This window comes from Streptomyces sp. NBC_01171 (genome assembly GCF_045039805.1).
GTDB lineage: Bacteria > Actinomycetota > Actinomycetes > Streptomycetales > Streptomycetaceae > Streptomyces.
Map to the genome: position 1 here is coordinate 2,594,883 of NZ_CP108609.1, position 20,829 is coordinate 2,615,711.

Below are 20,829 nucleotides of genomic sequence, written 5' to 3' on the forward strand. Positions count from 1 at the left end.
TCACGCTCCCTTCTTCGCGCGGCGGCCGGTGGGCTGGGTGACCCGGTCGAGCATCAGGCCGAGGCAGACGATCGCGGCACCGGCGACCAGGCCGGTGGCGAGGTCGCCCTGGGCGAGACCGAAGGCGACGTCGTAGCCGAGGGCGCCCGCGCCGACCAGACCGCCGATGATGACGACGGCGAGGACCAGGACCACACCCTGGTTCACGGCGAGCAGCAGCGAGCGCCGGGCCAGCGGGAGCTGGACCTGCCAGAGCTGCTGGCGGCCGGTGGCGCCGAGCGAGCGGGCGGACTCCAGCGCGGCCGAGTCGACCTGGCGCAGGCCCTGCGCGGTGATCCGGACGACGGCCGGCAGGGCGTAGACCACGGCGGCGACGACGGCGGGGGCGCGGCCGACGCCGAACAGGGCGACGACCGGGATCAGGTACACGAACTGCGGCATGGTCTGGAACACGTCCAGCACCGGGCGCAGCACCCGGTCCACCCGGTCGCTGCGGGCGGCCGCGATGCCGGTGGCGATGCCGAGGACCAGGGTGACGGCGACGGCGGCCAGCACCTGGGAGAGGGTGTCGAGGGAGGAGTCCCACACACCGAGCACGCCGATCGCGGCCATGGCGAGGGTGGCGGTCAGCGCGGTGCGCCAGGTGCCGATCAGCCACGCCAGCGCGGCGACGATCAGCAGCACCGACCACCAGGGCAGCGCGCGCAGGCCGTCGCGGAGCGGGTCCAGCATCCAGGTGGTGAAGTGCGCGGCCCAGTCGGCGGTGCCGCCGATGACGGGGACGCCGGAGTAGAGGTGCGCGGTCATCCAGTTGACGGCGTGGTTGACCGGCTCCGCGATGTTCAGGGTCGCGCCCGTGGGCCACTCGGCGCGGCCGAGCAGCCGGGCGGCGACCGCCGCGACGGCGGTGCCCGCGAGCGCGAGGAGCCAGACCGTGCGGCGGGACTCGCCCGTGTTGTCGGCGGCGCGGCCGGCGGCGCCGGTCACCCGGTCCAGGACGATCGCGAGCAGCACGATCGGGATGCCGGCCGCGAGGGCGGCGCCGACGTCGACGGAGGCGAGCGCCTGGTAGACGCGGTCACCGAGGCCGCCGGCGCCGATGACGGAGGCGATGACGGCCATGGACAGCGCCATCATGATCGTCTGGTTGAGGCCGAGCAGGAGTTCCTTGCGGGCCAGCGGGATGCGGGCGGTCAGCAGCCGCTGGCGCGGGGTGGCGCCCAGCGAGCGCACCGCCTCCAGCACCTCGGGGTCGGCGCCGCGCAGGCCGAGCGCGGTGAGCCGCGCCATCGGCGGGGCCGCGTAGACCACGGTGGCGAGGACGGCGGCGGGGACGCCGATGCCGAAGACCAGCACCACGGGCAGCAGGTAGGCGAAGGCCGGGAGCACCTGCATGGTGTCCAGCACCGGGCGCAGGGCGCGGTCCAGCCGGTCGGAGAGCCCGGCGGCGAGGCCGAGCAGGACGCCGACGGCGACCGAGGCGAGTACGGCGGCCACCATGAGCGCGAGCGTCTGCATGGTGGGCAGCCACATGCCGAGCGCGCCGCAGGCGAGGAACGCCACGGCCGTCCCGGCGGCCAGCTTCACCCCGGCCACCCGCCAGGCGACCAGGGCGCCGAGCACGGTGACGCCGACCCAGCCCATGGCGAGCAGGGCGAGGTAGACACCGCGTACGCAGAGCACGACGGCGTTGCTGATGTGGCCGAAGAAGTACAGGAACAGCGGGTGGCTGTCCCGGTTGTTCATCACCCAGTCGCTGGCGTCACCGAGCGGGCCGGTGAGGCTCACGGTCAGCGCGTGCGGCCAGTGTCCGCTGCCCCACCGGCTGTCGAGCAGGGGGACGAGGATCACGGCGGCGACGGCGAGCGTGAGCAGCTTGGCCGCGGGGCGGGACCTGAGCAGGCCGGGCAGGGCGCGCCGGGCGCCGGGCACGGTGAGCGTGGCCATCAGACCGCCTCACGCTCGGGGGCGGTGGGCACGAGAGCGGGCTCCGCCTCCCGCTCGGCGGGGGCGGCCGTGCCGGTGCCCGCGACCACGTTGAGCAGCGCGTCGGAGTCGACGACGCCCATGCAGGTGCCGTGGTCCATCACGCGGGCCGGTTCACCGGCACGGGCGACGGCCTCGATGGCCTCGGCGACCGGGGCCTCGGGGCGCACGGCGGGACCGCTGCCGGCTTCCTCCAGGGAGGCGGGGCGCATGGCGGTGCGGCAGGTGACGACCTGCTCGCGGGGCACGTCGCGGACGAACTCGCGGACGTAGTCGTCGGCCGGGGAGTTGACGATCTCCTCCGGGGTGCCGAGCTGGACCACGCGGCCGTCACGCATCAGGGCGATGCGGTCGCCGAGCTTGAGGGCCTCGGTGAGGTCGTGGGTGATGAAGACCATGGTGCGGCCCTCTTCGCTGTGCAGGCGGGCGACCTCGTCCTGCATGTCGCGCCGGATCAGCGGGTCGAGCGCGCTGAACGGCTCGTCGAAGAGCAGCACCTCGGGGTCGACGGCGAGGGCGCGGGCGAGCCCGACACGCTGGCGCTGACCGCCGGAGAGCTGACCCGGGCGGCGCTTCTCCATGCCGGCCAGGCCGACCTTGGCGACGACCTCGGCGGCCTTCTCGCGGCGCTCGGCGCGGCCCATTCCCTGGATCTCCAGGCCGTAGGCGACGTTGTCGAGGACCGTGCGGTGCGGCAGCAGGCCGAAGTGCTGGAACACCATCGCGGCCCGGTGGCGGCGCAGTTCGCGCAGCCGGCCGCGGTCCATCGCGCGCACGTCCTCGCCGTCGATGGCGATGGTGCCCGCCGTGGGCTCGATCAGCCGGGTCAGACAGCGCACCAGAGTGGACTTGCCGGAGCCGGACAGGCCCATGACGACGAAGACCTCGCCCTTGCGGACCTCGAAGGACACGTCCCGCACGGCGGCCGTGCAGCCGGTCTCGGCGCGCAGCTCGGCGGGGCTCAGCGCGGCCAGCTCCGGGTCGGCGGGGACGCGCTCGGGCTTGGGCCCGAACACCTTCCACAGGCCGTCGACGGCGAAGACCGGCGCACCGGTCTCCTCGGTGGCGGTGGGCGGCTTACGGGTGGGAACGGTGAGCGTCATCGCGCGTCACCACCGATCAGTTCGACGGCCTTCTCCCCGACCATGAGCACTCCGATCATCGGGTTCACCGCGGTCATCGTCGGAAAGACGGACGCGTCGGCTATGCGGATGCCGCTCAGACCCCGGATGCGCAACTCGGGGTCCACCACGGCGAGTTCGTCATCGGCGGCGCCCATCTTGCAGGTGCCGGCCGGGTGGTACACGGTGTGCGCGACCTTGCGCGCGTACTCGCTCAGCTCCTCGTCGCCCTGGACCTCGGGGCCGGGGCACACCTCACGCTTGAGCCAGTGGGCCAGCGGCTCCGACTTGGCCACCTCGCGGGCGATGCGGATGCCGTCGACCAGGGTCTGGGCGTCGTAGTCGTCCTCGTCGGTGAAGTACCGGAAGTCCAGCGCGGGCTTGACCTCGGGGTCGGCGCTGGTGAGGTAAAGACGGCCGCGGCTCTTGGGCTTGGGGATGTTGGGGGTCATGGAGACGCCGAACTCGGGCCGCTCGTACCCCAGTCGCTCCGGGTTGTCCGTGAACGGGATCTGGTAGAAGTGGAACATCAGGTCCGGGCCCGCGTGTTCGGGGTCGCGGCGGACGAACAGGCCCGCGTCGGAGTCCATCGCGGAGTTCTCCGGGATGGGCCCGTGGGTCTCCCAGACGATGACCGACTCCGGGTGGTCGAGCAGGTTCTCGCCGACGCCGGGCAGGTCCAGCACGACCGGGATGCCGAGGGCCTCCAGGTCGGCACGCGGGCCGATGCCCGAGTGCATCAGCAGACGCGGGGTGTCGACGGCGCCCGCGCAGAGGACCACCTCGTTGCGTGCCTTGACCAGCAGCTCCTGGCCGTCCTTGGTGCGCACGTGGACGCCCTCGGCGCGGGTGCCGTCCAGCTCCAGCCTGTACGCCCAGGTCTCCAGGAAGAGATGGAGGTTGGGGCGCTCGTCCATCACCGGGTGCAGGTAGGCGACGGAGGCCGAGGAGCGCTTGTTGTTCTCGGGGTGGTAGGCGAGGTCGAAGAAGCCGACACCGTCGGTGAACGGCTTCTTGTTGAAGCCCTCGACGCGCGGCACGCCCAGCGTGGACTGCGCGGCGTCCACGAAGTCGCGCGCGATGGCGTTGCGGTCCTTCTCGTCCACCGAGACGATGTTGTTCTTCAGCCGGGCGAAGTACGCCTCCATGGGGACGGCGCCCCAGCCGGTGGCCCCGGCCTCCTCCCACTCGTCCCAGTCGGACGGCAGCGGCTTGAACGAGATCAGGGTGTTGTGCGAGGAGCAGCCGCCGAGCACCCGGGCGCGGCTGTGCCGGATGTGGGAGTTGCCGCGCGGCTGCTCGGTGGTCGGGTAGTCGTAGTCGAGGTCGCCGCCGAGCAGGCCCATCCAACGGCGCAGGGTCAGCACGTCGTCGCGGTCGACGTCGCTCGGGCCGCCCTCGATGACGGCGACGGTGACGTCCGGGTTCTCGGTCAGGCGGGAGGCGATGACCGAGCCCGCCGTGCCGCCGCCGACGACGACGTAGTCGTACTCGTGGGTGTGTTCGGGCATGGGGTGTCTGACTCCTGGGGGCGGGGAGGTCGTACGGAGGTCTGGAGGGGGCCGGGGTCAGCCCGCGAACCAGCGCACCGGGCTCGGGGCGAGGTTCTGGTACACGTGCTTGGTCTCGCGGTACTCGGCGAGGCCGGCGGGGCCCAGTTCGCGGCCGGTGCCGCTCTTGCCGAAGCCGCCCCACTCCGCCTGCGGCAGGTAGGGGTGGAAGTCGTTGATCCACACGGTGCCGTGCCGCAGCCGGGCGGCGACGCGGCGGGCGCGGCCGGGGTCGGCGGTCCAGACGGCGCCCGCGAGGCCGTACTCGGTGTCGTTGGCGAGGGTGACCGCCTCGTCCTCGGTGCGGAAGGTCTCGACGGTGAGGACGGGTCCGAAGACCTCTTCCCGCACGACGCGCATCTCGCGGTGGCAGTGGTCGAGGACGGTCGGCTCGTAGAAGTAGCCGGACTCGGGGCGGTCGGCGGTGGGCTCGGGGCGCTTGCCACCGCAGACCAGGGTGGCACCCTCGGCGAGCGCGGAGGCGACGAAGTCCTCGGTCTTGGCGCGCTGCTGCTCGGAGACGAGCGGGCCGCACTCGACGCCGGGTACGGTGCCGCGGCCGAGCCTGATCTTCCGCGCGCGGCTTGCGAGTTCGGCGACGAAGCGGTCCCGGACGGACTCCTCGACGATGAGGCGCCCGCCCGCCGAGCAGACCTGGCCGCTGTGGATGAAGGCGGCGTTGAGGGCCTGGTCGACGGCGGTGTCGAAGCCCTCCTCGGTGGCGCAGGCGTCGGCGAAGACCACGTTGGGGTTCTTGCCGCCGAGTTCCAGGGCGACCTTCTTCACGCTCGGCGCGGCGGCCTGGGCCACCTTGACGCCGCTGACCAGGCCGCCGGTGAAGGAGACCAGGTCGACGTCGGGGTGGTCGGCCAGGCGGGCGCCGACGGTGTGGCCGGGGCCGGTGACCAGGCCCGCGACGCCCTCGGGGAGTCCGGCCTCCACCAGCAGTTCGATGAGCGCGATGGTGGTCATCGGGGTGATCTCGCTGGGCTTGATCACGAAGGTGTTGCCCGCGGCGAGCGCCGGGGCGATCTTCCAACTTGCCTGGAGGAGCGGATAGTTCCAGGGGGTGATCAGCGAGCAGACACCGACCGGCTCGTGCACGACGACGCTGTGGATGTCGGGCGAGCCCGCGTCGACCACCCGGCCGGGCGCCTCGGCGGCGACCAGGTCCGCGAAGTAGCGGAAGGCGTCGGCGACGCAGTCGATGTCGACGCGGCCCTCTTCCACGGTCTTGCCCGCGTCCCTGCTCTCCAGCAGGCCCAGCTCCTCACGGTCGCGGACCAGGAGGTCGGCGACACGGCGCAGCAGGGCGGCGCGCTCGGCGACCGGGGTGTGCGGCCAGGGGCCCTCGTCGAACGCGCGGCGGGCGGCGGCCACCGCCCGGTCGACGTCCTTGCCGTCACCCTCCGCGACGACGGCGAAGGGCCTGCCGTCCGCGGGGTCGAGGATCTCGCGGGTCGCACCGGAGTCCGCTTCCAGCCACTCGCCTCCGGCGTGGATGGTGGCCTCGGCCGGTCGTTCGGTTCTGTCCGCCATGATCGGTTTTGCCTTCCGTTCCTGTTCAGACGCCCTGTGTGACAGAGCTGCCACGTCCGGGCGGATGACCGCATGCCCTCGGCCGGTGAAACGCATGCGCATTCAGTGGCCGAAAGTGTGCTGGGTCACGGAAATTACGGGGGAAAGGTGGAGGAATCGGGCGTCTGAGGGTGGCGTAGATCACGACGGCGGTACGCACTCCCGCGAACCGGGTCGATTCGATCAGTCCAGCGCCGCGTTCCCGGCCGGGGCGCAGTTCATGCCGGGCGGGCAGAACCAGGCGAGCGCGGTGGTGAGGAGGTCCAGCTCGTCCTCCCTGCCGTCGGCGTCCGGGCCGTACGCCGCGAGCGCGTAGATCTTGCCGTCGGCGGCGACGAACCGCTCGTCGTAGACGTGCCAGGTCCCGACCTCGGGCTCGTTCCGGATGGTGTCCGCGAGGTACTCAAGCCGGGAGCCGGTGAAGTCCCCCTCGTCCAGGTTGGTCAGCGCCAGCTTCTCGAACCCACGCGGCTTCGCCGTCTGGTCCGACAGGTACAGCTCGAAGGACGCTTCCGGACTGGCCTCCGACACCTCGTACACCTGAAGCCTCCGCTCCCGGTCGGAGCTGCGGAAGTTCACCACGGCCATCCCGTACTCCGACGGCACCGTGGCCCGCGTCCACCCCTCGGGCACGGCCACCCGGAACCCCTCGCCGTCGTCACGCAGCTCATATCCGGCGGGCGGCGCGCTGGGCGAGGGGCTGGGCGCGGGCGAACTCCTGACGGGGCTCGGGCTACGGGTCACAGGAGCGGAGGAGGTGTGCCCCTGGCCCTGCCGGCTCCGGTCGTCGTCGTTGTCCTTGCCGACGACCAGGGCCAACACGAGGCTCACCGCGATACCGGCTGCCGCCGCACCGACGATGACGGACCAGAGGAGGCGACGGCTGGGGCCGTCGGGCTGCGGCGAGGGGTCTACGGGGGGCCAGGGTGCCGCGGCGGGGAAGGTCGAGGTCGGAGCGGTAGGGGGCCAGGCAGCGGTCGGGGAGTCGGGCGCGGGGGGCCAGGTGGCGGTCGTGGGCGAGGAGTCGGCCGGCGGCCGGGCAGCGGCCGGCGGAGCAGCGGGGGCGGACGGCTCGACCGGGGGCCACGAGGCGGTCGGTGGCTCCGCGTGCGAAGAGGACTCGGCCGGCGGCCAGGCACCGGCCGACGGCTCCCCGGCCACGGAAGGCCCGGCCGGGGGCCAGGAGGAGTGAGGGGGCGTACGCCGGCCCGCGGGCGGCCAGGCGGACGCCGGGGGCTCGGCCGGGGCCGAGGGGTCGGCCGAGGGCCGGGCGCCGGTCGGCGGACCGGCAGAGGCGTAGGGGTCGGCGGACGCCGAAGGCTCAGCCGGGGACGACGCGCCGGTCGACGGACTCACGGAGACCGACGGATCGGCGGACACCGAGGGCTCAGCCGAGGGACGCGCGTCGGGCGCGGGGTCATCGGGAGCCGAGGAGTCGGTCGGTGGGCCGCCGGGGGCAGGGGGCGTGCGGCGGTCCGCCGGGGGCCAGGTGGAGGTCGGGGCGGCGGCCTCCGTGGGGTCGGCCGGCTCCGACGCCGGCGGCTTGCCGGCCTCCCCGGGCTCGGCCGGGGGCCAGGCCGGGGTCGGGGCGTAGGCCGGGCGGGATGGTGGGGGTGGGGTTGAAGCGGGGCGGGGGGCGGGGCCCTCCTCCCAGCGTTGGGTGTCCTCGTTCCAGTGCCGTTCTCCCCCGCTCATCGCGGCCCCCCTTTTGGTGTTGCGGTCAGATTCCGAGCAGGCCGGCCACGGTGCCCGCCGAGGCGAGGACGCCGAGGAGGGCCTGGGAGTCGGCGAGGAGTTCCCGGAGACGTTCGCGGCGAGTGGGGCCCGCCTGGCCGGTGCGGGTGATCTCGGCCTCGGTGTCGGCGAGCGCCTCGCCCAGCGCGGCCGTCTGCTCGGTGCCGCGCACCCGCGCGAGGTCGGCGCGCAACTCCCGTACCGCAGCCAGGAGTTCCTGGTCGACGGGGACGCCCGTACCGTGCTGGTGGCTCTCGGCGTGGGCGTGGCTGCCGATGGCGAAGGTGCTCCCCGACACGTCCCCGATGCGTACGTTCGGCTCCTCACCGGTCATGGCCGGCTCCCTTCTGCGGCGCGGGCGCGCCCGTGGCGGTGGCATGGCTGCCGACGGCGAAGGTGCTGCCGTCGACGCGGCCGATGTGCACGTCCCCGTTGCGGATGTTGACGACCTTCCGGACGAACTCCCCGGTCTGGTAACCGGATTCGGCGAGCGCGGACCGTACCCCGTCGGTCACCCGGTCCTGCACCCCGCGCAGGTACCGGACCACGTCCATCTCCTGGAAGAGCGAGCCGACGGGCGTGGACCCCAGCTCGCGCACCGAGAGCGCGGGACCGTCGGGCAGGGCATCCGCGTAACCGCCGGTCAGCAGCCGCCAGCCGTGCACCAGACCCCGGCCGAGCTGGGCGAGCGCCCGCCCGACGGAGCGCGGTACCACGACGAGCGCGGTGACGGCCTTGCCGGCGGAGTTGTTGTGGCGGAACCGGTGGGCGGCACGGTCGGCGTCCTTGAAGTCCTCGCGCACCGGAGTCAGCACATGCGGGGCGATCTCCAGCATCAGCATGCCGCCCTGGGTGTGGACGCGGACGTACACGGTGACGACCAGCTCCTCCTCCCAGCCGCCGACCCGCACCCGCAGGAAGTGCCGCCGCTTCTCGGCCCCCTCCTCCACCGCCCGCGCCCGGTGCTGCTCGAACGCCTCGGCGGTGTACGGCGCCTGCTCCCGCTTGAGCAGTCCCTCCACCGGGAGGAAAACGCACTCGTCGATCTCCAGCCAGCGCAGCCGGTCCCGGACACCCGGACCCGCGTACTCGGCCGGTACGCGGAGCTGCTCCAGGCGGGGGCGGATCTTCTCCAGGATCGCCCGGTTGCTGAGCGGCTGCCGATCCTTCGCCATCTCGTCCGGCTTGAGCTCCACCGCCAGCACCCAGGTGTCGTACGCGTCTCCGGCCCCGCAGAAGGGCCGGGCCTCGTGGTACATGACCAGCGGAGCGTGCTGCTCCAGCCGGATGCGCTGCTTGAGTCGCTGGAAACGCGGGCTCGGCGCCTGCTCGGCGGGGTCGGCGGCGGCGTCCGGAAAGCGCTGCGGGGACAGCTCGCCGGCCAGCGCCCGGCTGAACTGGGTGCGCTGGGCGTGCACGCACAGCGCGATGAGCGCGAGTACGACGAGGGTGAACCACGCCTGCCACGTCTCCACGGCCGGGGTGAGCGAGCCGGAGAGGTCCTCGGAACCGCCGTACTCGTACCCGTACGGATCGTAGGACGGCTCGGGCGACGGACCTCCACCGAACGCGGTCACGACGGTGAGCACGAACAGCGCGGCGAAACACGCCCGCCCCCACCACCGCGCCAGGAAGGCGAGGACCAGCCGGTACTGCGGGGGCATCACTGTCCACCCGCGCAGCCAGGGGGCGAGCGCGAGCCAGATGCTGGGCCACAGGTACAGCGCGAGCAGCCCACCGCTGAGCAGCATGCCGACCAGCCACAGCCCGGTGATCGCGCCCGCCCAGACCAACTCCTGCCGCCGGGCCCGCAGCGCGTGCGCCAGCACCCTCGCCGCGTCGAAGCCGAGCGAAGGGGCCACGATCCGCTGCTCGTTGAGGTGGAGTTCCTCGATGACACGGTCGCGGTAGCCGGAGTCCAGATAGGCGCCCGCGCACAGCAGCCGGGTGGCCTCGCTGGTGTGGGGCGGGACGGGCGGTGGATGGACCGGCACCCGCTCGGCCGACGTCCGCTCCGCCTGCGGCGGCACCTGAGCACTGCTCATGCCATCCCCCGATGCATGGAAGTCCCTCGCCCACGAGGACATGGACGACGACCGCTGAGCATAGAGGGGTGACAGGTGGTCAGGAAACCGGAATCCGCTCGGCCGTCCGCTCCTTCACCGTGGCGCGCAGCCACGCGTGGTCCGGACAGGTCCGACGCTGCCCACCACCTGGCGCGCGAGCCCGGGCGCGGCGAGCGCGTCGCGATCGGCCGGCGCAGCCGCCCCCGCCGCCGCGGCGGCGGCGGCCCTGGTGATCACGGGGTACGGAGGCCGGAACCGTACCCTCCGGTCCGCCACCCCCGCTCCGGAGCGCGTAGCATCGCCCTCCTCCCCCCACCGATGATCAACTCCGGTCCGGTAGACCCGAGTTGTCCACTTCTAGGAGCCGTGCATGCCCGCGCTGCTGAACCCTGTCCTCGATCTGCTGATGCTCCGGGGCACCGTGACCGCCGTGGAACGGTTCACCGCACGGATGCGGCGCCTGCGGATCGAGGGCGACCCGCTGGCCGGGCTCGACGTGCTCCCCGGCCAGCAGGTCCGGGTGCTCGTGGGCTCCGCGCTCACCCGGCGCACCTACTCGGTGTGGCGCTACGAGCCGTCCGGCGCACTGGAGTTGTGTGTGCTGGACCACGACGGCGACGGCCCCGGTGCCCGCTGGGCGCGCGAGGCGGCGGCGGGCGACGAGGTGCGCCTCGGCAAGCCGGAGGGCTCCTTCACCCTGCGCCCGGACGCCGCGCACCACGTCTTCGTCGGGGACGAGACGGCGTCCGTCGCGTTCGGCGCGATGCTCGCCGCGCTGCCCGACGGGGCGCGGGTCTCCGGCTGTGTCGAGACCGGCACGGCGGACGACCGGCTCCCGCTGGCCCACGCCGGACGGCTCGACTGGGTGCTGCGCGGCACGGTCCCGCTGCCCGAGGCGGTGGGCCGCCTGGCGCCCGCGCCGGGCGGGGTGGCGTACGTCGCCGGCGAGGCGCGCACCGCGCAGGCGGTTCGGCATGTGCTGCGGGACGCGGGCTGGGACCGGCGCTCGGTGCTGACGAAGCCGTTCTGGGCGCCGGGCAAGCGCGGCCTGGAGTAACCGGGACACGGGAACGGGCCCCGTCCGGAAGACCGGAGGGGGCCCGTCACTCGTGCGTGCGGGGCTCAGATGAGGCCGAGACCGCGGACCGCGTCGCGCTCCTCCGCCAGCTCCCGCACCGAGGCGTCGATGCGGGCGCGGGAGAACTCGTTGATGTCCAGGCCCTGGACGATCTCGTACTTGCCGTCCTTGGTGGTGACCGGGAAGGACGAGATCAGGCCTTCCGGGACGCCGTAGGAGCCGTCCGACGGGATGCCCATGGAGGTCCAGTCGCCCTCGGCGGTGCCGTTGACCCAGGTGTACACGTGGTCGATGGCGGCGTTGGCGGCGGAGGCGGCCGACGAGGCACCGCGGGCCTCGATGATCGCGGCACCGCGCTTGGCGACGGTCGGGATGAAGTCGTCGGCCAGCCACTGCTCGTCGCCCACGACCTCGGCGGCGTTCTTGCCCGCGACCGTGGCGTGGAAGATGTCCGGGTACTGGGTCGCGGAGTGGTTGCCCCAGATCGTCAGGCGCTTGATCTCGGAGACCGGGGTGCCCGTCTTCTTCGCGAGCTGGGTCAGCGCGCGGTTGTGGTCGAGGCGGGTCATCGCGGTGAAGCGCTCGGCCGGTACGTCCGGGGCGGCGGCCTGCGCGATGAGCGCGTTGGTGTTGGCCGGGTTGCCGACGACGAGGACCTTGATGTCGTCCGCGGCGTTGTCGTTGATGGCCTTGCCCTGCGGCTTGAAGATGCCGCCGTTGGCCTCCAGGAGGTCACCGCGCTCCATGCCCTTGGTGCGCGGGCGGGCGCCGACCAGCAGGGCGACGTTGGTGCCGTCGAACGCGACGTTCGGGTCGTCGGTGATGGTGATGCCGCTCAGCAGCGGGAACGCGCAGTCGTCCAGCTCCATGGCCGTGCCCTCGGCGGCCTTGAGCGCGGGGGTGATCTCCAGGAGGCGGAGGTTGACCGGCACGTCCGCGCCGAGGAGCTGCCCGGAGGCGATGCGGAAGAGGAGGGCGTAACCGATCTGGCCGGCCGCGCCGGTGACGGTGACGTTCACGGGAGTGCGGGTCATGGCGTTCTCCGTATGGCTGGCGGTGGGGCGTCCCTGCCCCGTGCGGATGATCGATCTCTTGGCGTCAAGAGAGATCAGCGGTCAGGCTATCGCGCATCCGGCATGCCGGACGTCCGGGGCCCTGTGGCCCGCCCCACAGCCCGGCCTCGCGGGGCCCGCCGCCGCACACGGCAGCGGCCGCCCGTCCGGGAGAGGAAGACGAAGGCGGCCGCCGGTGGGGGTACCGGCTCACCGGACTCCCGTGGGGGGGTACAGGTCCGTGTGCCCCGGTTCCGGCGTCCCATGCGTGCCGCACCGGAAAACTCCGGCTACTCGGTACACCCGGTGCGCCCCGAGGCCAGGGTCACGCACGCCTCGGCCTCGCCCGCGCCGCCGACGGCGACCATCGGCGTGTACGTGTAGGTCTCCCCGGCGACGGCCTCACCCCGCCGGCTCTCGCCGTCCGCGGTGACGCGCACCCGGTCGCCCGGGGCGGCACCGGTGATCCGGCCCCAGGCCGCGCCGCACGTCCTGCTGTAGCGGACCTCCAGGTTGGTGGCGCCGACGGTGGCGGTCCTGGCGGTGGTCACCAGGTCGCCGCCGCACCCCATGGCCTCGGCGTCCTTGCCGGCGCAGCCGACGCCCACGCACTTGACGCCCGGCGGCAGATCGGCGGCCCTGGTGGCGGACGACGAGGGGGACCTGGCTGCTTCCGGTGTGCCCTCGCCGTCACCCCGGCCGGTGAGCAGGAAGACGGTGCCGAGGACGACGAGTACGGCAGTCGCGCCCGTGAGGAAGAGCAGGGCGCGGCGCTTTCCCGCCGGGGGCTCGGCGAGGGGCGGGGTCATCGGCGGGGCGGCGACAGTCGTCGTCCCCCTACTCCCACCGAAGTCGTCCGGCTCCGCGCGGGCGTGGGTGATGCGGATCTGCTCCGTCGTGCGGTCGTGCCGCGTCTCCGCCCGGCTCCAGGCGTGTTCGGCCAGCTCCCGCATGGTGGTGACGTGGACCGGGTCGGTCCCGGTGGCCTCGGCGAGGGCGACGACGGCCCCCTTGGGTGCGAGCAGCCGCCCGTTCAGATACCGCTCCCAGGACGTCCTGCTGTACCCGGTGCGGTCGGCCAGCGCGGCGACGCTCAGACCCCGCTGGTCCACGAGCCGCCGCAACTGACGGGTGAACTCCCCTATCTGCGGGTCGAGTTCCTCCGGCAGCGCTTTCCAACGAGCCATGGGTCGCTCCCCCCCTCGCTCCTCCCCCGGCGGGCCCCGCGACGCCTCCCCGCGTCACACAACCGCCCCCGCTCCACGGTAGCCCGCAGGAGGGGGGTGTTCGGCACGTATCCGGCGAACTGCCCTTGTTCCGGCGCCATTTGCTCGGATGTGGCAGGGCGCGGACACGGTGGCGGAACGGTCACCTCCGTGCCACAGCGCACGGCGGGACGTTGCCCGGCACCCACCCGGCCCGCCAGGGTGAAGTCCCGGTGGCTCGCCCCTGATCGGGGGTGGGGGCGAGCCACCGGCCTTGCGCGGAGCGCTAGTTGGACACGGTGAAGTGGAGCGTGTCCTTGAGGAAGGGGACCCGCAGCCAGGGTTCCGGCTGGACCATCAGGGCCAGCAGGACGATCACGAGGCCCAGCACCCCGTAGGTCACGATGTCCGTGAAGCGGGAACGGACGGCCAGCATGCCGACGCCCGGCAGCGTCCAGCGCATCACGGCACCCGCCAGCAGGGCCGCGCCGATCAGCAGGAGCCCGGCGCGGGTCACGTCGAAGGCGACCAGCAGCAGGCCGAGCGCGACGGCGGAGAGCACGACCAGCACCGGCCACTGCCGGGCGGGCGCCGGGGCGTCACTGCCCGCGGCCCGGCCGCCGCCCTCGGGGCGCGCGGTGTCCTTGGTGAACAGCGGGAAGCGGCGGGTGATGCGCCTGGTGCGCCCCTGCGCGTCGGGAGCGCTGATCGCGTCCCGCACCTGCGGCTCCCCGGATTCGTCAGCCGGCACGCCGCTCCGCCGCCTCCACCACGTTGACCAGGAGCTGGGCGCGGGTCATCGGGCCGACCCCGCCGGGGTTCGGGGAGATCCACCCGGCGACCTCGGCGACGTCCGGGTGGACATCGCCGACGATCTTGCCCTCGGCGTTGCGGGAGACGCCGACGTCCAGCACGGCCGCGCCCGGCTTGATGTCCTCGGCGCGGATCAGGTGCGGGGCACCGGCGGCCGAGACGACGATGTCGGCCCGCTTGAGGTGGTAGGCCAGGTCACGAGTGCCGGTGTGGCACTGGGTGACGGTGGCGTTCTCGCTGCGCCGGGTGAGCAGCAGGGGCATCGAGCGTCCGATGGTCACACCGCGGCCGACGACCACGACCTCGGCGCCCTTGGTCTCCACGCCGTACTGGCGCAGCAGGGTGAGCACGCCGTTGGGGGTGCAGGGCAGCGGGGCGGGCTCGTTGAGGACCAGGCGGCCGAGGTTCATCGGGTGGAGGCCGTCGGCGTCCTTCTCCGGGTCCATCAGCTCCAGGATGCGGTTCTCGTCGATGCCCTTGGGCAGCGGGAGCTGGACGATGTAGCCGGTGCAGTCGGGGTCCTCGTTCAGCTCGCGGACGACCGCCTCGATCTCCTCCTGCGTCGCCGTCGCGGGGAGTTCGCGCTGGATGGAGGCGATGCCGACCTGGGCGCAGTCACGGTGCTTGCCCGCGACGTACTTCTGGCTGCCGGGGTCCTCACCGACCAGGACGGTGCCGAGGCCGGGCGTGATTCCCTTCTCCTTCAGCGCCGCCACGCGGGCGGTCAGATCGGACTTGATCGCGGCTGCGGTGGCCTTGCCATCGAGAATCTGGGCGGTCATGCACCCATCCTCGCGGATGACGGCCCCCCGGTTCCAATCCGGTCCGCGTGGGCTCCGCCACCGTCGCGTCCCAGATGTCCTCCGATGATCGCTGATGTTGCACTTGCACAACGCCTCGCGAATGCGGCTGGACAACGCGTGACAGCTCCACAACGATGAACGGCGCATACATCGCGGTCCGGTGGGGGGCAAACCGCTCAGATCTTGACGTTCCTCCGTGCTGTCCGCTCGTTCCCGCAGTACCGACGGAGGAATCCAGCCATGAGTTTCGGCTCGCCCCAGAACCCTTATGGTCAGCCGCAGGACCCCCAGCAGGGGTACGGGCAGCCGCAGCAGCCCGGTTACCCGCAGGCGCCGCAGGGCGTGCCCCCGCAGCCCGGCTACGGCTACCCGCAGGCGCCCCCGGTCCCGCAGCAGGGCGGTTACGGCTACCCGCAGCAGCCCGGCTACGGCTACCAGCAGCCGCAGTACGCGAACTGGGGCCAGCGGTTCCTCAGCAGGCTGATCGACACCATCCTCTACATGGTGGCGTACCTGCCGCTCGTGCTCATCGGCGTGAAGGCGAACATCCCGGCGCTCTCGCTCGTCGGCTTCCTCTTCATGATCGCCTTCGTGGTCTACCAGATCATCCAGGAGGGCAAGACGGGGCAGACGATCGGCAAGAAGGTCGTCGGCACCCGCACGCTCAAGGAGGACACCGGCCAGCCGCTCGGCGGCGGCATGGCGTTCGTGCGCCAGCTCGCCCACATGCTGGACAGCCTGCCGTGCTACCTCGGCTACCTGTGGCCGGCGTGGGACTCCAAGCGCCAGACCTTCTCCGACAAGGTCTGCGGCTCGATCGTCATCCGCACCAAGTAGGCGCCACACGACAGGCGGCCGCCCGCTCCCCTTCCGCGAGGGGAGCGGGCGGCCGCTTTTCGCGTTCTCGCGTGCTCAGTGGAAGAAGTGCCGCGTGCCCGTGAAGTACATGGTCACGCCCGCCTCCTTGGCGGCCTCCACGACCTGCTCGTCCCGGATCGAGCCGCCCGGCTGCACGATGGCCCGCACCCCGGCGTCGATCAGGATCTGCGGTCCGTCCGGGAAGGGGAAGAACGCGTCGGAGGCCGCGAAGGCACCCCGCGCCCGCTCCTCGCCCGCCCGCTCCACGGCCAGCTTGCAGGAGTCGACGCGATTGACCTGGCCCATGCCGACGCCGACCGAGGCGCCGTCCTTGGCGAGCAGGATCGCGTTGGACTTCACCGCACGGCACGCCCTCCAGGCGAACGCCAGCTCGGCCAGCTCGGCCGGGGAGAGCGCGTCACCGCTGGCCAGCGTCCAGTTGGCCGGGTCGTCGCCGTCGGCCTGGAGCCGGTCGGTCTCCTGGACCAGCACCCCGCCGTCGACCGGCTTGATCTCGACGGTGGCGGCGGGACCCTGCGGGGCCCTGAGCACCCGGATGTTCTTCTTCCGGGAGAGGGCCTCCAGCGCGCCCTCCTCGTAGTCCGGCGCCACGATGACCTCGGTGAAGATCTCCGCGACCTGCTCGGCCATCTCCTTGCTGACCGGCCGGTTCACCGCGATGACCCCGCCGAACGCGGACAGCGGGTCGCAGGCGTGCGCCTTGCGGTGCGCCTCGGCCACGTCCGCGCCGACCGCGATGCCGCACGGGTTGGCGTGCTTGATGATCGCCACGCAGGGCTCGTCGTGGTCGTACGCGGCCCGGCGGGCGGCGTCGGTGTCGGTGTAGTTGTTGTACGACATCTCCTTGCCGTGCAACTGCTCGGCCTGCGCGAGGCCCTCGGCACCCGGCTCCACGTACAGCGCGGCCGGCTGGTGCGGGTTCTCGCCGTACCGCAGGGTGTGCGCGCGGTCCCAGGTCCCGCCGAGGAAGTCGGGGAAGGGGGAGTCGTCGACCGGGGCGTACTCGGTGGCGAACCAGTCGGCCACGGCCACGTCGTAGGCGGCGGTGTGCCGGAACGCCTCGGCGGCCAGCCGCTTGCGGGCGGCGAGGTCGAAGCCGCCCTCCTGGGCGGCGGCGGCCACGTCGGCGTACCGCTCGGGGCTGGTGACCACGGCGACCGAGGGGTGGTTCTTGGCGGCGGCGCGGACCATGGACGGGCCGCCGATGTCGATCTGCTCCACGCACTCGTCGGGCGAGGCGCCGGAGGCGACGGTCTCCCGGAACGGGTACAGGTTGACCACGACGAGGTCGAACGGCGCGACGCCCAGCTCGGCGAGCTGCTCGCGGTGGCTGTCCAGGCGCAGGTCGGCGAGGATGCCCGCGTGCACCTTGGGGTGCAGGGTCTTGACCCGGCCGTCCAGGCACTCGGGGAAGCCGGTCAGCTCCTCGACCGCTGTGACGGGGACGCCCGCGGCGGCGATACGGGCCGCGGTGGACCCGGTGGAGACCAGCTCCACCCCGGCCTCGTGCAGCCCGCGCGCGAGGTCTTCCAGGCCGGTCTTGTCGTAGACGCTGACGAGCGCCCGGCGAATGGGCCGCTTGGTGCTCTCGGCGGTGGCGGTCACGGGATAACTACCTTTCGTCCCTCTATGCGATGGCCGTTGCGGGCGAGCCGCCCCACGACCTCGACGAGCAGCCTTCGCTCGACGTCCTTGATGCGCTCGTGCAGCGCGCTCTCGTCGTCCTCGTCCCGGATCTCCACCACGCCCTGCGCGATGATCGGCCCGGTGTCGACGCCGTCGTCGACGAAGTGGACGGTGCAGCCGGTGACCTTGGCGCCGTACGCGAGCGCGTCCCGTACGCCGTGGGCCCCCGGAAAGCTCGGCAGCAGGGCCGGGTGGGTGTTGACGAACCGCCCGCCGAACCGGGCCAGGAACTCCTTGCCGACGATCTTCATGAAGCCGGCCGAGACCACGAGGTCCGGGTCATGGGCGGCGACCGCCTCGGCGAGCGCCGCGTCCCACTCCTCCCGGCTCGGGTGGTCCTTCACCCGGCACACGAAGGTCGGCAGCCCGGCGCGCTCGGCGCGGGCCAGCCCCTCGATGCCGTCGCGGTCGGCCCCCACGGCGACGATCCGCGCGCCGTACGCCTCGGCACCGACGCGCTCGATCTCGTCCAGCAGGGCCTGGAGGTTGGTGCCGGAACCGGAGACCAGCACGACGAGTCGCCGGGCCGCTGGACCGGCAGGGGTGGCGGCCACGATGGGGCCCTTTCTCGGGACGGCGGTGTGTCCGGCCGACGTTTGTACGGTCGTACGAATGCTTCACGTCCCGCCATACGGGGAAGTCTACGAAGCGGCCGGCCGCCAGCAACGATACCGGCACTCCGGACGGCCCCCACGGGACGGGGGCGTGGCCGGAAGGTAGCGTTCTGGACGAGCCGGCTCGGGAACGCGGCCGTCGTGCGGCGCGTTCACGGGATGACAGCTCATGTCGGACTTCGAATCACCTAGGGGAAGACGCTCCTTTGATGCCCGATCGCAGCCCGCGACTCCTCACGTTCCCGCCGCTGACCGGCCAGGAGGGCGAGCGTGGCGTTGTCCTGCTGCGGGAGCGGCCGACCTCGCCGCCCCAGGCACCCTCCGGCGGCCGCGGCGACGACGACCGGGGCGGTGACCGCAAGGACGACAACCCCTACGCGCCCCCGCCCGAGGACCGTCCCGACCAGCCGTGGCGCCCGCGTCACCCCGAGGGTCACGGAGGCCAGGAGGGGCCCGGGGACTCCCGCTGGGGCAGCCAGTGGAGCGACCGCCAGCCCGGCCGCGCCCCCGGCGGCTTCGGTGAGCGTCCCGGCGCGGGTCCGGAGGGCCAGGGCGGTGGTGGCACGAGCAAGCAGCGCTGGGACCCGACGGACCCCGCCCAGCGTCGCGCGCGGTACGCCCTGCTGTCCGGCATGTGGGCCGTCTTCTTCGTCCTCCTCGGCTGGCCCTACGTCTCCCTCCTGCTCGGCGCCCTCGCCCTCTACTGGGGCGGCAGCTCCCTGCGCGCCGAGCCCCGCACCCCCTCCCCGGACGAGCCCCGGCCCGCCACCGCCCGCCCCCAGGTCACGGCGGCCATCACCGGCATGATCACCGCCGGCCTCGCCCTCGTCCTGGTCGCGGCGGTCTTCAGCGTCCAGCTCGTGTACCGCGACTACTACACCTGCGTGAACGACGCACTGACCCAGCAGTCGAAGCAGTCCTGCGAGCAGCTCCTGCCGGAGAACCTGCGGGGGGTGCTGGGGTCGGCGAACTCCTAGGGGTTGGTTCCGGGGGTGGGGTTCGGGTCCGCCGGGTCCGAGGCGGCGTCCGGGGTCCGGGCCAGGGTTTCGGTCGGCTCGGATGTGCGGGGCTGCTGAGCGGTTTCGCTCGGGAGCGGCTCGGACGGGTCCGGGGTGGCCTCCGGAGGCCGGGACGAGACGTCGGCGGGCTCGGGGTGGTGAGGCTCGGGAGCGCCGGTGGTGTCCTCGGCGGCGGGCCGGTGCGGGAGGGCCGCGGCCGGGTCCGGGGTCCGGGGTGCGGGTGCTGCCTCCGGGGTGTCCGACTCCAGGAAGTCGTAGAGGTCCTCCTGCTTCGGCTCCGGGGCGGGGGCCGGGACCTTCGGGGGTGCCTCCGCTGCGCGGGACGCCTTCGCCCGCGTCCGCCAGGTGCGCTTCCGGGATCTGCGGGACGGCAGGACGCCCGCGCGACGAAGACCGTGGAGGTGCCAGGCTCTCGCCGTGAGGGTTACCGGGGTGCCCAGGAGGAGGAGCCAGAGGGCGGCCACCGGGCCGGTCCGCAGGCCCAGGGGACCGAAGCGGGAGAGGGCCGAGGTACCCAGCGGGCCGCCGGAGAGTTCGGCGAGGAGGGTGAGCGCGAGGGCGCAGATCAGGGCGGCCAGGGCCAGGACGCCGACGCTCCGTCCCGCCGACCAGTGCAGCCAGGGCCGGGCCCGTGTCACGGCGGCCGCCGCCACGAACCAGCCCGCCGTCACCCCGGCCGCCACCGGCACCAGGGCGACCGCCCAGTTCAGCGGGGTGCCGGGCCCCGCGTCGGGGACGGCCGCGAGCAGCGGGAACGGAGGCAGCAGCGGGGCCGGGTCCGAGGCGAGGGGATGCACCATGTGCCCGGCGCCGAGCGCGAATCCGGGGCCGAGCGCGTACGAGGCCGACCAGAGCGCCGCGTTGGGGACCAGCGTGACGGCGAGCAGCAGCACCGTGAGCCGGCCGGTCCACCCCTCGGTGAGCTGGGTGAACGCCAGCCGGGTGGCGTCCCCGTGCCAGACCAGGGACGCGCCGAGCAGCAGCGCCCCGCCCCCGGTGAGCACGGCCGTGGCCGCTCCGGCCGCGCGGGCCGCCGTACCGAGCGCGTCCACACGTACCCAGTGCGGCAGCCGGGAGGAGACAGGCGGGTGCGGCCGTCCGGAGCCCGCCCAGACGCCGACCCCCGCGGCGCCGCCGACGAGCAGCGGCAGACACACCGTCACCCAGAGCCACTCGGGCCGGGGTTCACCCGTTGAGGCGTACAACGCGGCAGCCGCGCCCACGCCGAGGTAACCGAGCACGACCCCCGTCCACGCCGTACGCGCAGGGACCGGCGGCGGGCCGTCGGGCTCGTCGGACGCGTCCGTGGCGTCCCGCGCCGCCCGGTACACCAGCCACACCGGCAGCGCGAGCAGCAGCAACGGGGTCAGCCCGACCGGCTGGGGCGCCCCGGACAGCGTCTCGGCGCGGACCAGTTCGACCCCGTGCGCCAGCAGCCACAGCGCGGCCGCGACATGCAGGGCGCCGCCGGGCCCGCTGTCCGGGTAGGGCGAACTGACCCACAGCACCATCACCAGCGCCGCGCACGCGCCGAGCCCGAGCCCGGCCGCGAGCGCACCGCCCGCCAGCGCGGGCCCGAGGCCGGGTGAACGGTCGCGCATCCGGGACCGCAGGGACGACGACATGCGACGGAGTGTCAGCGGCA

18 protein-coding genes are annotated in these 20,829 nt (G+C 73.3%); 4 read left to right on the plus strand and 14 right to left on the minus strand.

All coding sequences use genetic code 11. The features are described 5' to 3' along the window. The 5 genes from OG448_RS11790 to OG448_RS11810 form a co-directional block, all read right to left on the minus strand. Complete coding sequence (locus tag OG448_RS11790) at window positions 1–1,947, minus strand: ABC transporter permease (RefSeq protein WP_405553372.1); 1,947 nt, start codon at window positions 1,945–1,947, stop codon at window positions 1–3. After that, entirely contained in the window at window positions 1,947–3,089 is a 1,143-nt protein-coding gene (locus OG448_RS11795) for a glycine betaine/L-proline ABC transporter ATP-binding protein (RefSeq protein WP_405553374.1), read from the minus strand. The genes OG448_RS11790 and OG448_RS11795 overlap by 1 nt, the downstream gene beginning before the upstream one ends. Further along, complete coding sequence (locus tag OG448_RS11800; RefSeq protein WP_405553376.1) at window positions 3,086–4,618, minus strand: GMC family oxidoreductase; 1,533 nt, start codon at window positions 4,616–4,618, stop codon at window positions 3,086–3,088. Before OG448_RS11800 ends, OG448_RS11795 begins: the two co-directional genes overlap by 4 nt. Before the next feature lie 57 nt (window positions 4,619–4,675). Beyond that, window positions 4,676–6,196: an aldehyde dehydrogenase family protein gene (locus tag OG448_RS11805; RefSeq protein WP_405553378.1), complete on the minus strand. Its 1,521-nt coding sequence runs from the start codon at window positions 6,194–6,196 to the stop codon at window positions 4,676–4,678. 222 nt (window positions 6,197–6,418) lie between these two features. Next, window positions 6,419–7,066, minus strand: a complete 648-nt coding sequence (locus OG448_RS11810) for a hypothetical protein (protein ID WP_405553379.1) — start codon at window positions 7,064–7,066, stop codon at window positions 6,419–6,421. Between the two features lie 181 nt (window positions 7,067–7,247). Here OG448_RS11810 and OG448_RS11815 point away from each other — a divergent pair, with 181 nt between their 5' ends. Continuing rightward, a complete protein-coding gene (locus OG448_RS11815; protein WP_405553381.1) occupies window positions 7,248–7,427 on the plus strand; it encodes a hypothetical protein in 180 nt (59 codons plus the stop codon). A 528-nt stretch (window positions 7,428–7,955) separates the two neighbouring features. Here OG448_RS11815 and OG448_RS11820 read toward each other — a convergent pair. Continuing rightward, window positions 7,956–8,303 (minus strand): hypothetical protein, encoded by a 348-nt coding sequence (locus OG448_RS11820; protein ID WP_405553383.1) that lies wholly within the window; start codon window positions 8,301–8,303, stop codon window positions 7,956–7,958. Continuing rightward, a complete protein-coding gene (locus OG448_RS11825; protein WP_405553385.1) occupies window positions 8,293–10,014 on the minus strand; it encodes a hypothetical protein in 1,722 nt (573 codons plus the stop codon). Before OG448_RS11825 ends, OG448_RS11820 begins: the two co-directional genes overlap by 11 nt. Window positions 10,015–10,405: 391 nt before the next feature. Here OG448_RS11825 and OG448_RS11830 point away from each other — a divergent pair, with 391 nt between their 5' ends. After that, complete coding sequence (locus tag OG448_RS11830) at window positions 10,406–11,092, plus strand: siderophore-interacting protein (protein WP_405553386.1); 687 nt, start codon at window positions 10,406–10,408, stop codon at window positions 11,090–11,092. Window positions 11,093–11,157: 65 nt separating this feature from the next. Here OG448_RS11830 and OG448_RS11835 read toward each other — a convergent pair whose 3' ends face one another. The 4 genes from OG448_RS11835 to OG448_RS11850 all read right to left on the minus strand — a co-directional run bounded on the left by OG448_RS11835 (window position 11,158) and on the right by OG448_RS11850 (window position 14,965). After that, window positions 11,158–12,147, minus strand: a complete 990-nt coding sequence (locus OG448_RS11835) for a malate dehydrogenase (protein WP_405553388.1) — start codon at window positions 12,145–12,147, stop codon at window positions 11,158–11,160. Between the two features lie 308 nt (window positions 12,148–12,455). After that, window positions 12,456–13,352, minus strand: coding sequence for an XRE family transcriptional regulator (locus OG448_RS11840; protein WP_405553390.1), 897 nt, complete (start codon window positions 13,350–13,352; stop codon window positions 12,456–12,458). A gap of 304 nt (window positions 13,353–13,656) precedes the next feature. Beyond that, on the minus strand, window positions 13,657–14,121 hold the full coding sequence (locus OG448_RS11845; protein ID WP_405553392.1) for a DUF3017 domain-containing protein: 465 nt from the start codon (window positions 14,119–14,121) through the stop codon (window positions 13,657–13,659). Beyond that, window positions 14,111–14,965, minus strand: a complete 855-nt coding sequence (locus OG448_RS11850) for a bifunctional methylenetetrahydrofolate dehydrogenase/methenyltetrahydrofolate cyclohydrolase (RefSeq protein WP_161191042.1) — start codon at window positions 14,963–14,965, stop codon at window positions 14,111–14,113. The genes OG448_RS11845 and OG448_RS11850 overlap by 11 nt, the downstream gene beginning before the upstream one ends. Window positions 14,966–15,226: 261 nt before the next feature. Here OG448_RS11850 and OG448_RS11855 point away from each other — a divergent pair, with 261 nt between their 5' ends. Continuing rightward, on the plus strand, window positions 15,227–15,823 hold the full coding sequence (locus OG448_RS11855) for an RDD family protein (protein WP_405553394.1): 597 nt from the start codon (window positions 15,227–15,229) through the stop codon (window positions 15,821–15,823). A 75-nt stretch (window positions 15,824–15,898) separates the two neighbouring features. On the opposite strand, the gene purH is transcribed toward OG448_RS11855, so the two are convergent. Next, entirely contained in the window at window positions 15,899–17,470 is a 1,572-nt protein-coding gene (gene purH / locus OG448_RS11860; RefSeq protein ID WP_405553396.1) for a bifunctional phosphoribosylaminoimidazolecarboxamide formyltransferase/IMP cyclohydrolase, read from the minus strand. After that, window positions 17,467–18,105 (minus strand): phosphoribosylglycinamide formyltransferase, encoded by a 639-nt coding sequence (gene purN, locus OG448_RS11865; RefSeq protein WP_403385124.1) that lies wholly within the window; start codon window positions 18,103–18,105, stop codon window positions 17,467–17,469. Before purN ends, purH begins: the two co-directional genes overlap by 4 nt. A 269-nt stretch (window positions 18,106–18,374) precedes the next feature. Here purN and OG448_RS11870 point away from each other — a divergent pair, with 269 nt between their 5' ends. Next, complete coding sequence (locus OG448_RS11870; protein ID WP_405553398.1) at window positions 18,375–19,142, plus strand: hypothetical protein; 768 nt, start codon at window positions 18,375–18,377, stop codon at window positions 19,140–19,142. Here the strand turns inward: OG448_RS11870 and OG448_RS11875 are convergent. Beyond that, entirely contained in the window at window positions 19,139–20,809 is a 1,671-nt protein-coding gene (locus tag OG448_RS11875; protein WP_405553399.1) for a DUF6350 family protein, read from the minus strand. The genes OG448_RS11870 and OG448_RS11875 overlap by 4 nt on opposite strands. Window positions 20,810–20,829 lie beyond the last annotated feature (20 nt).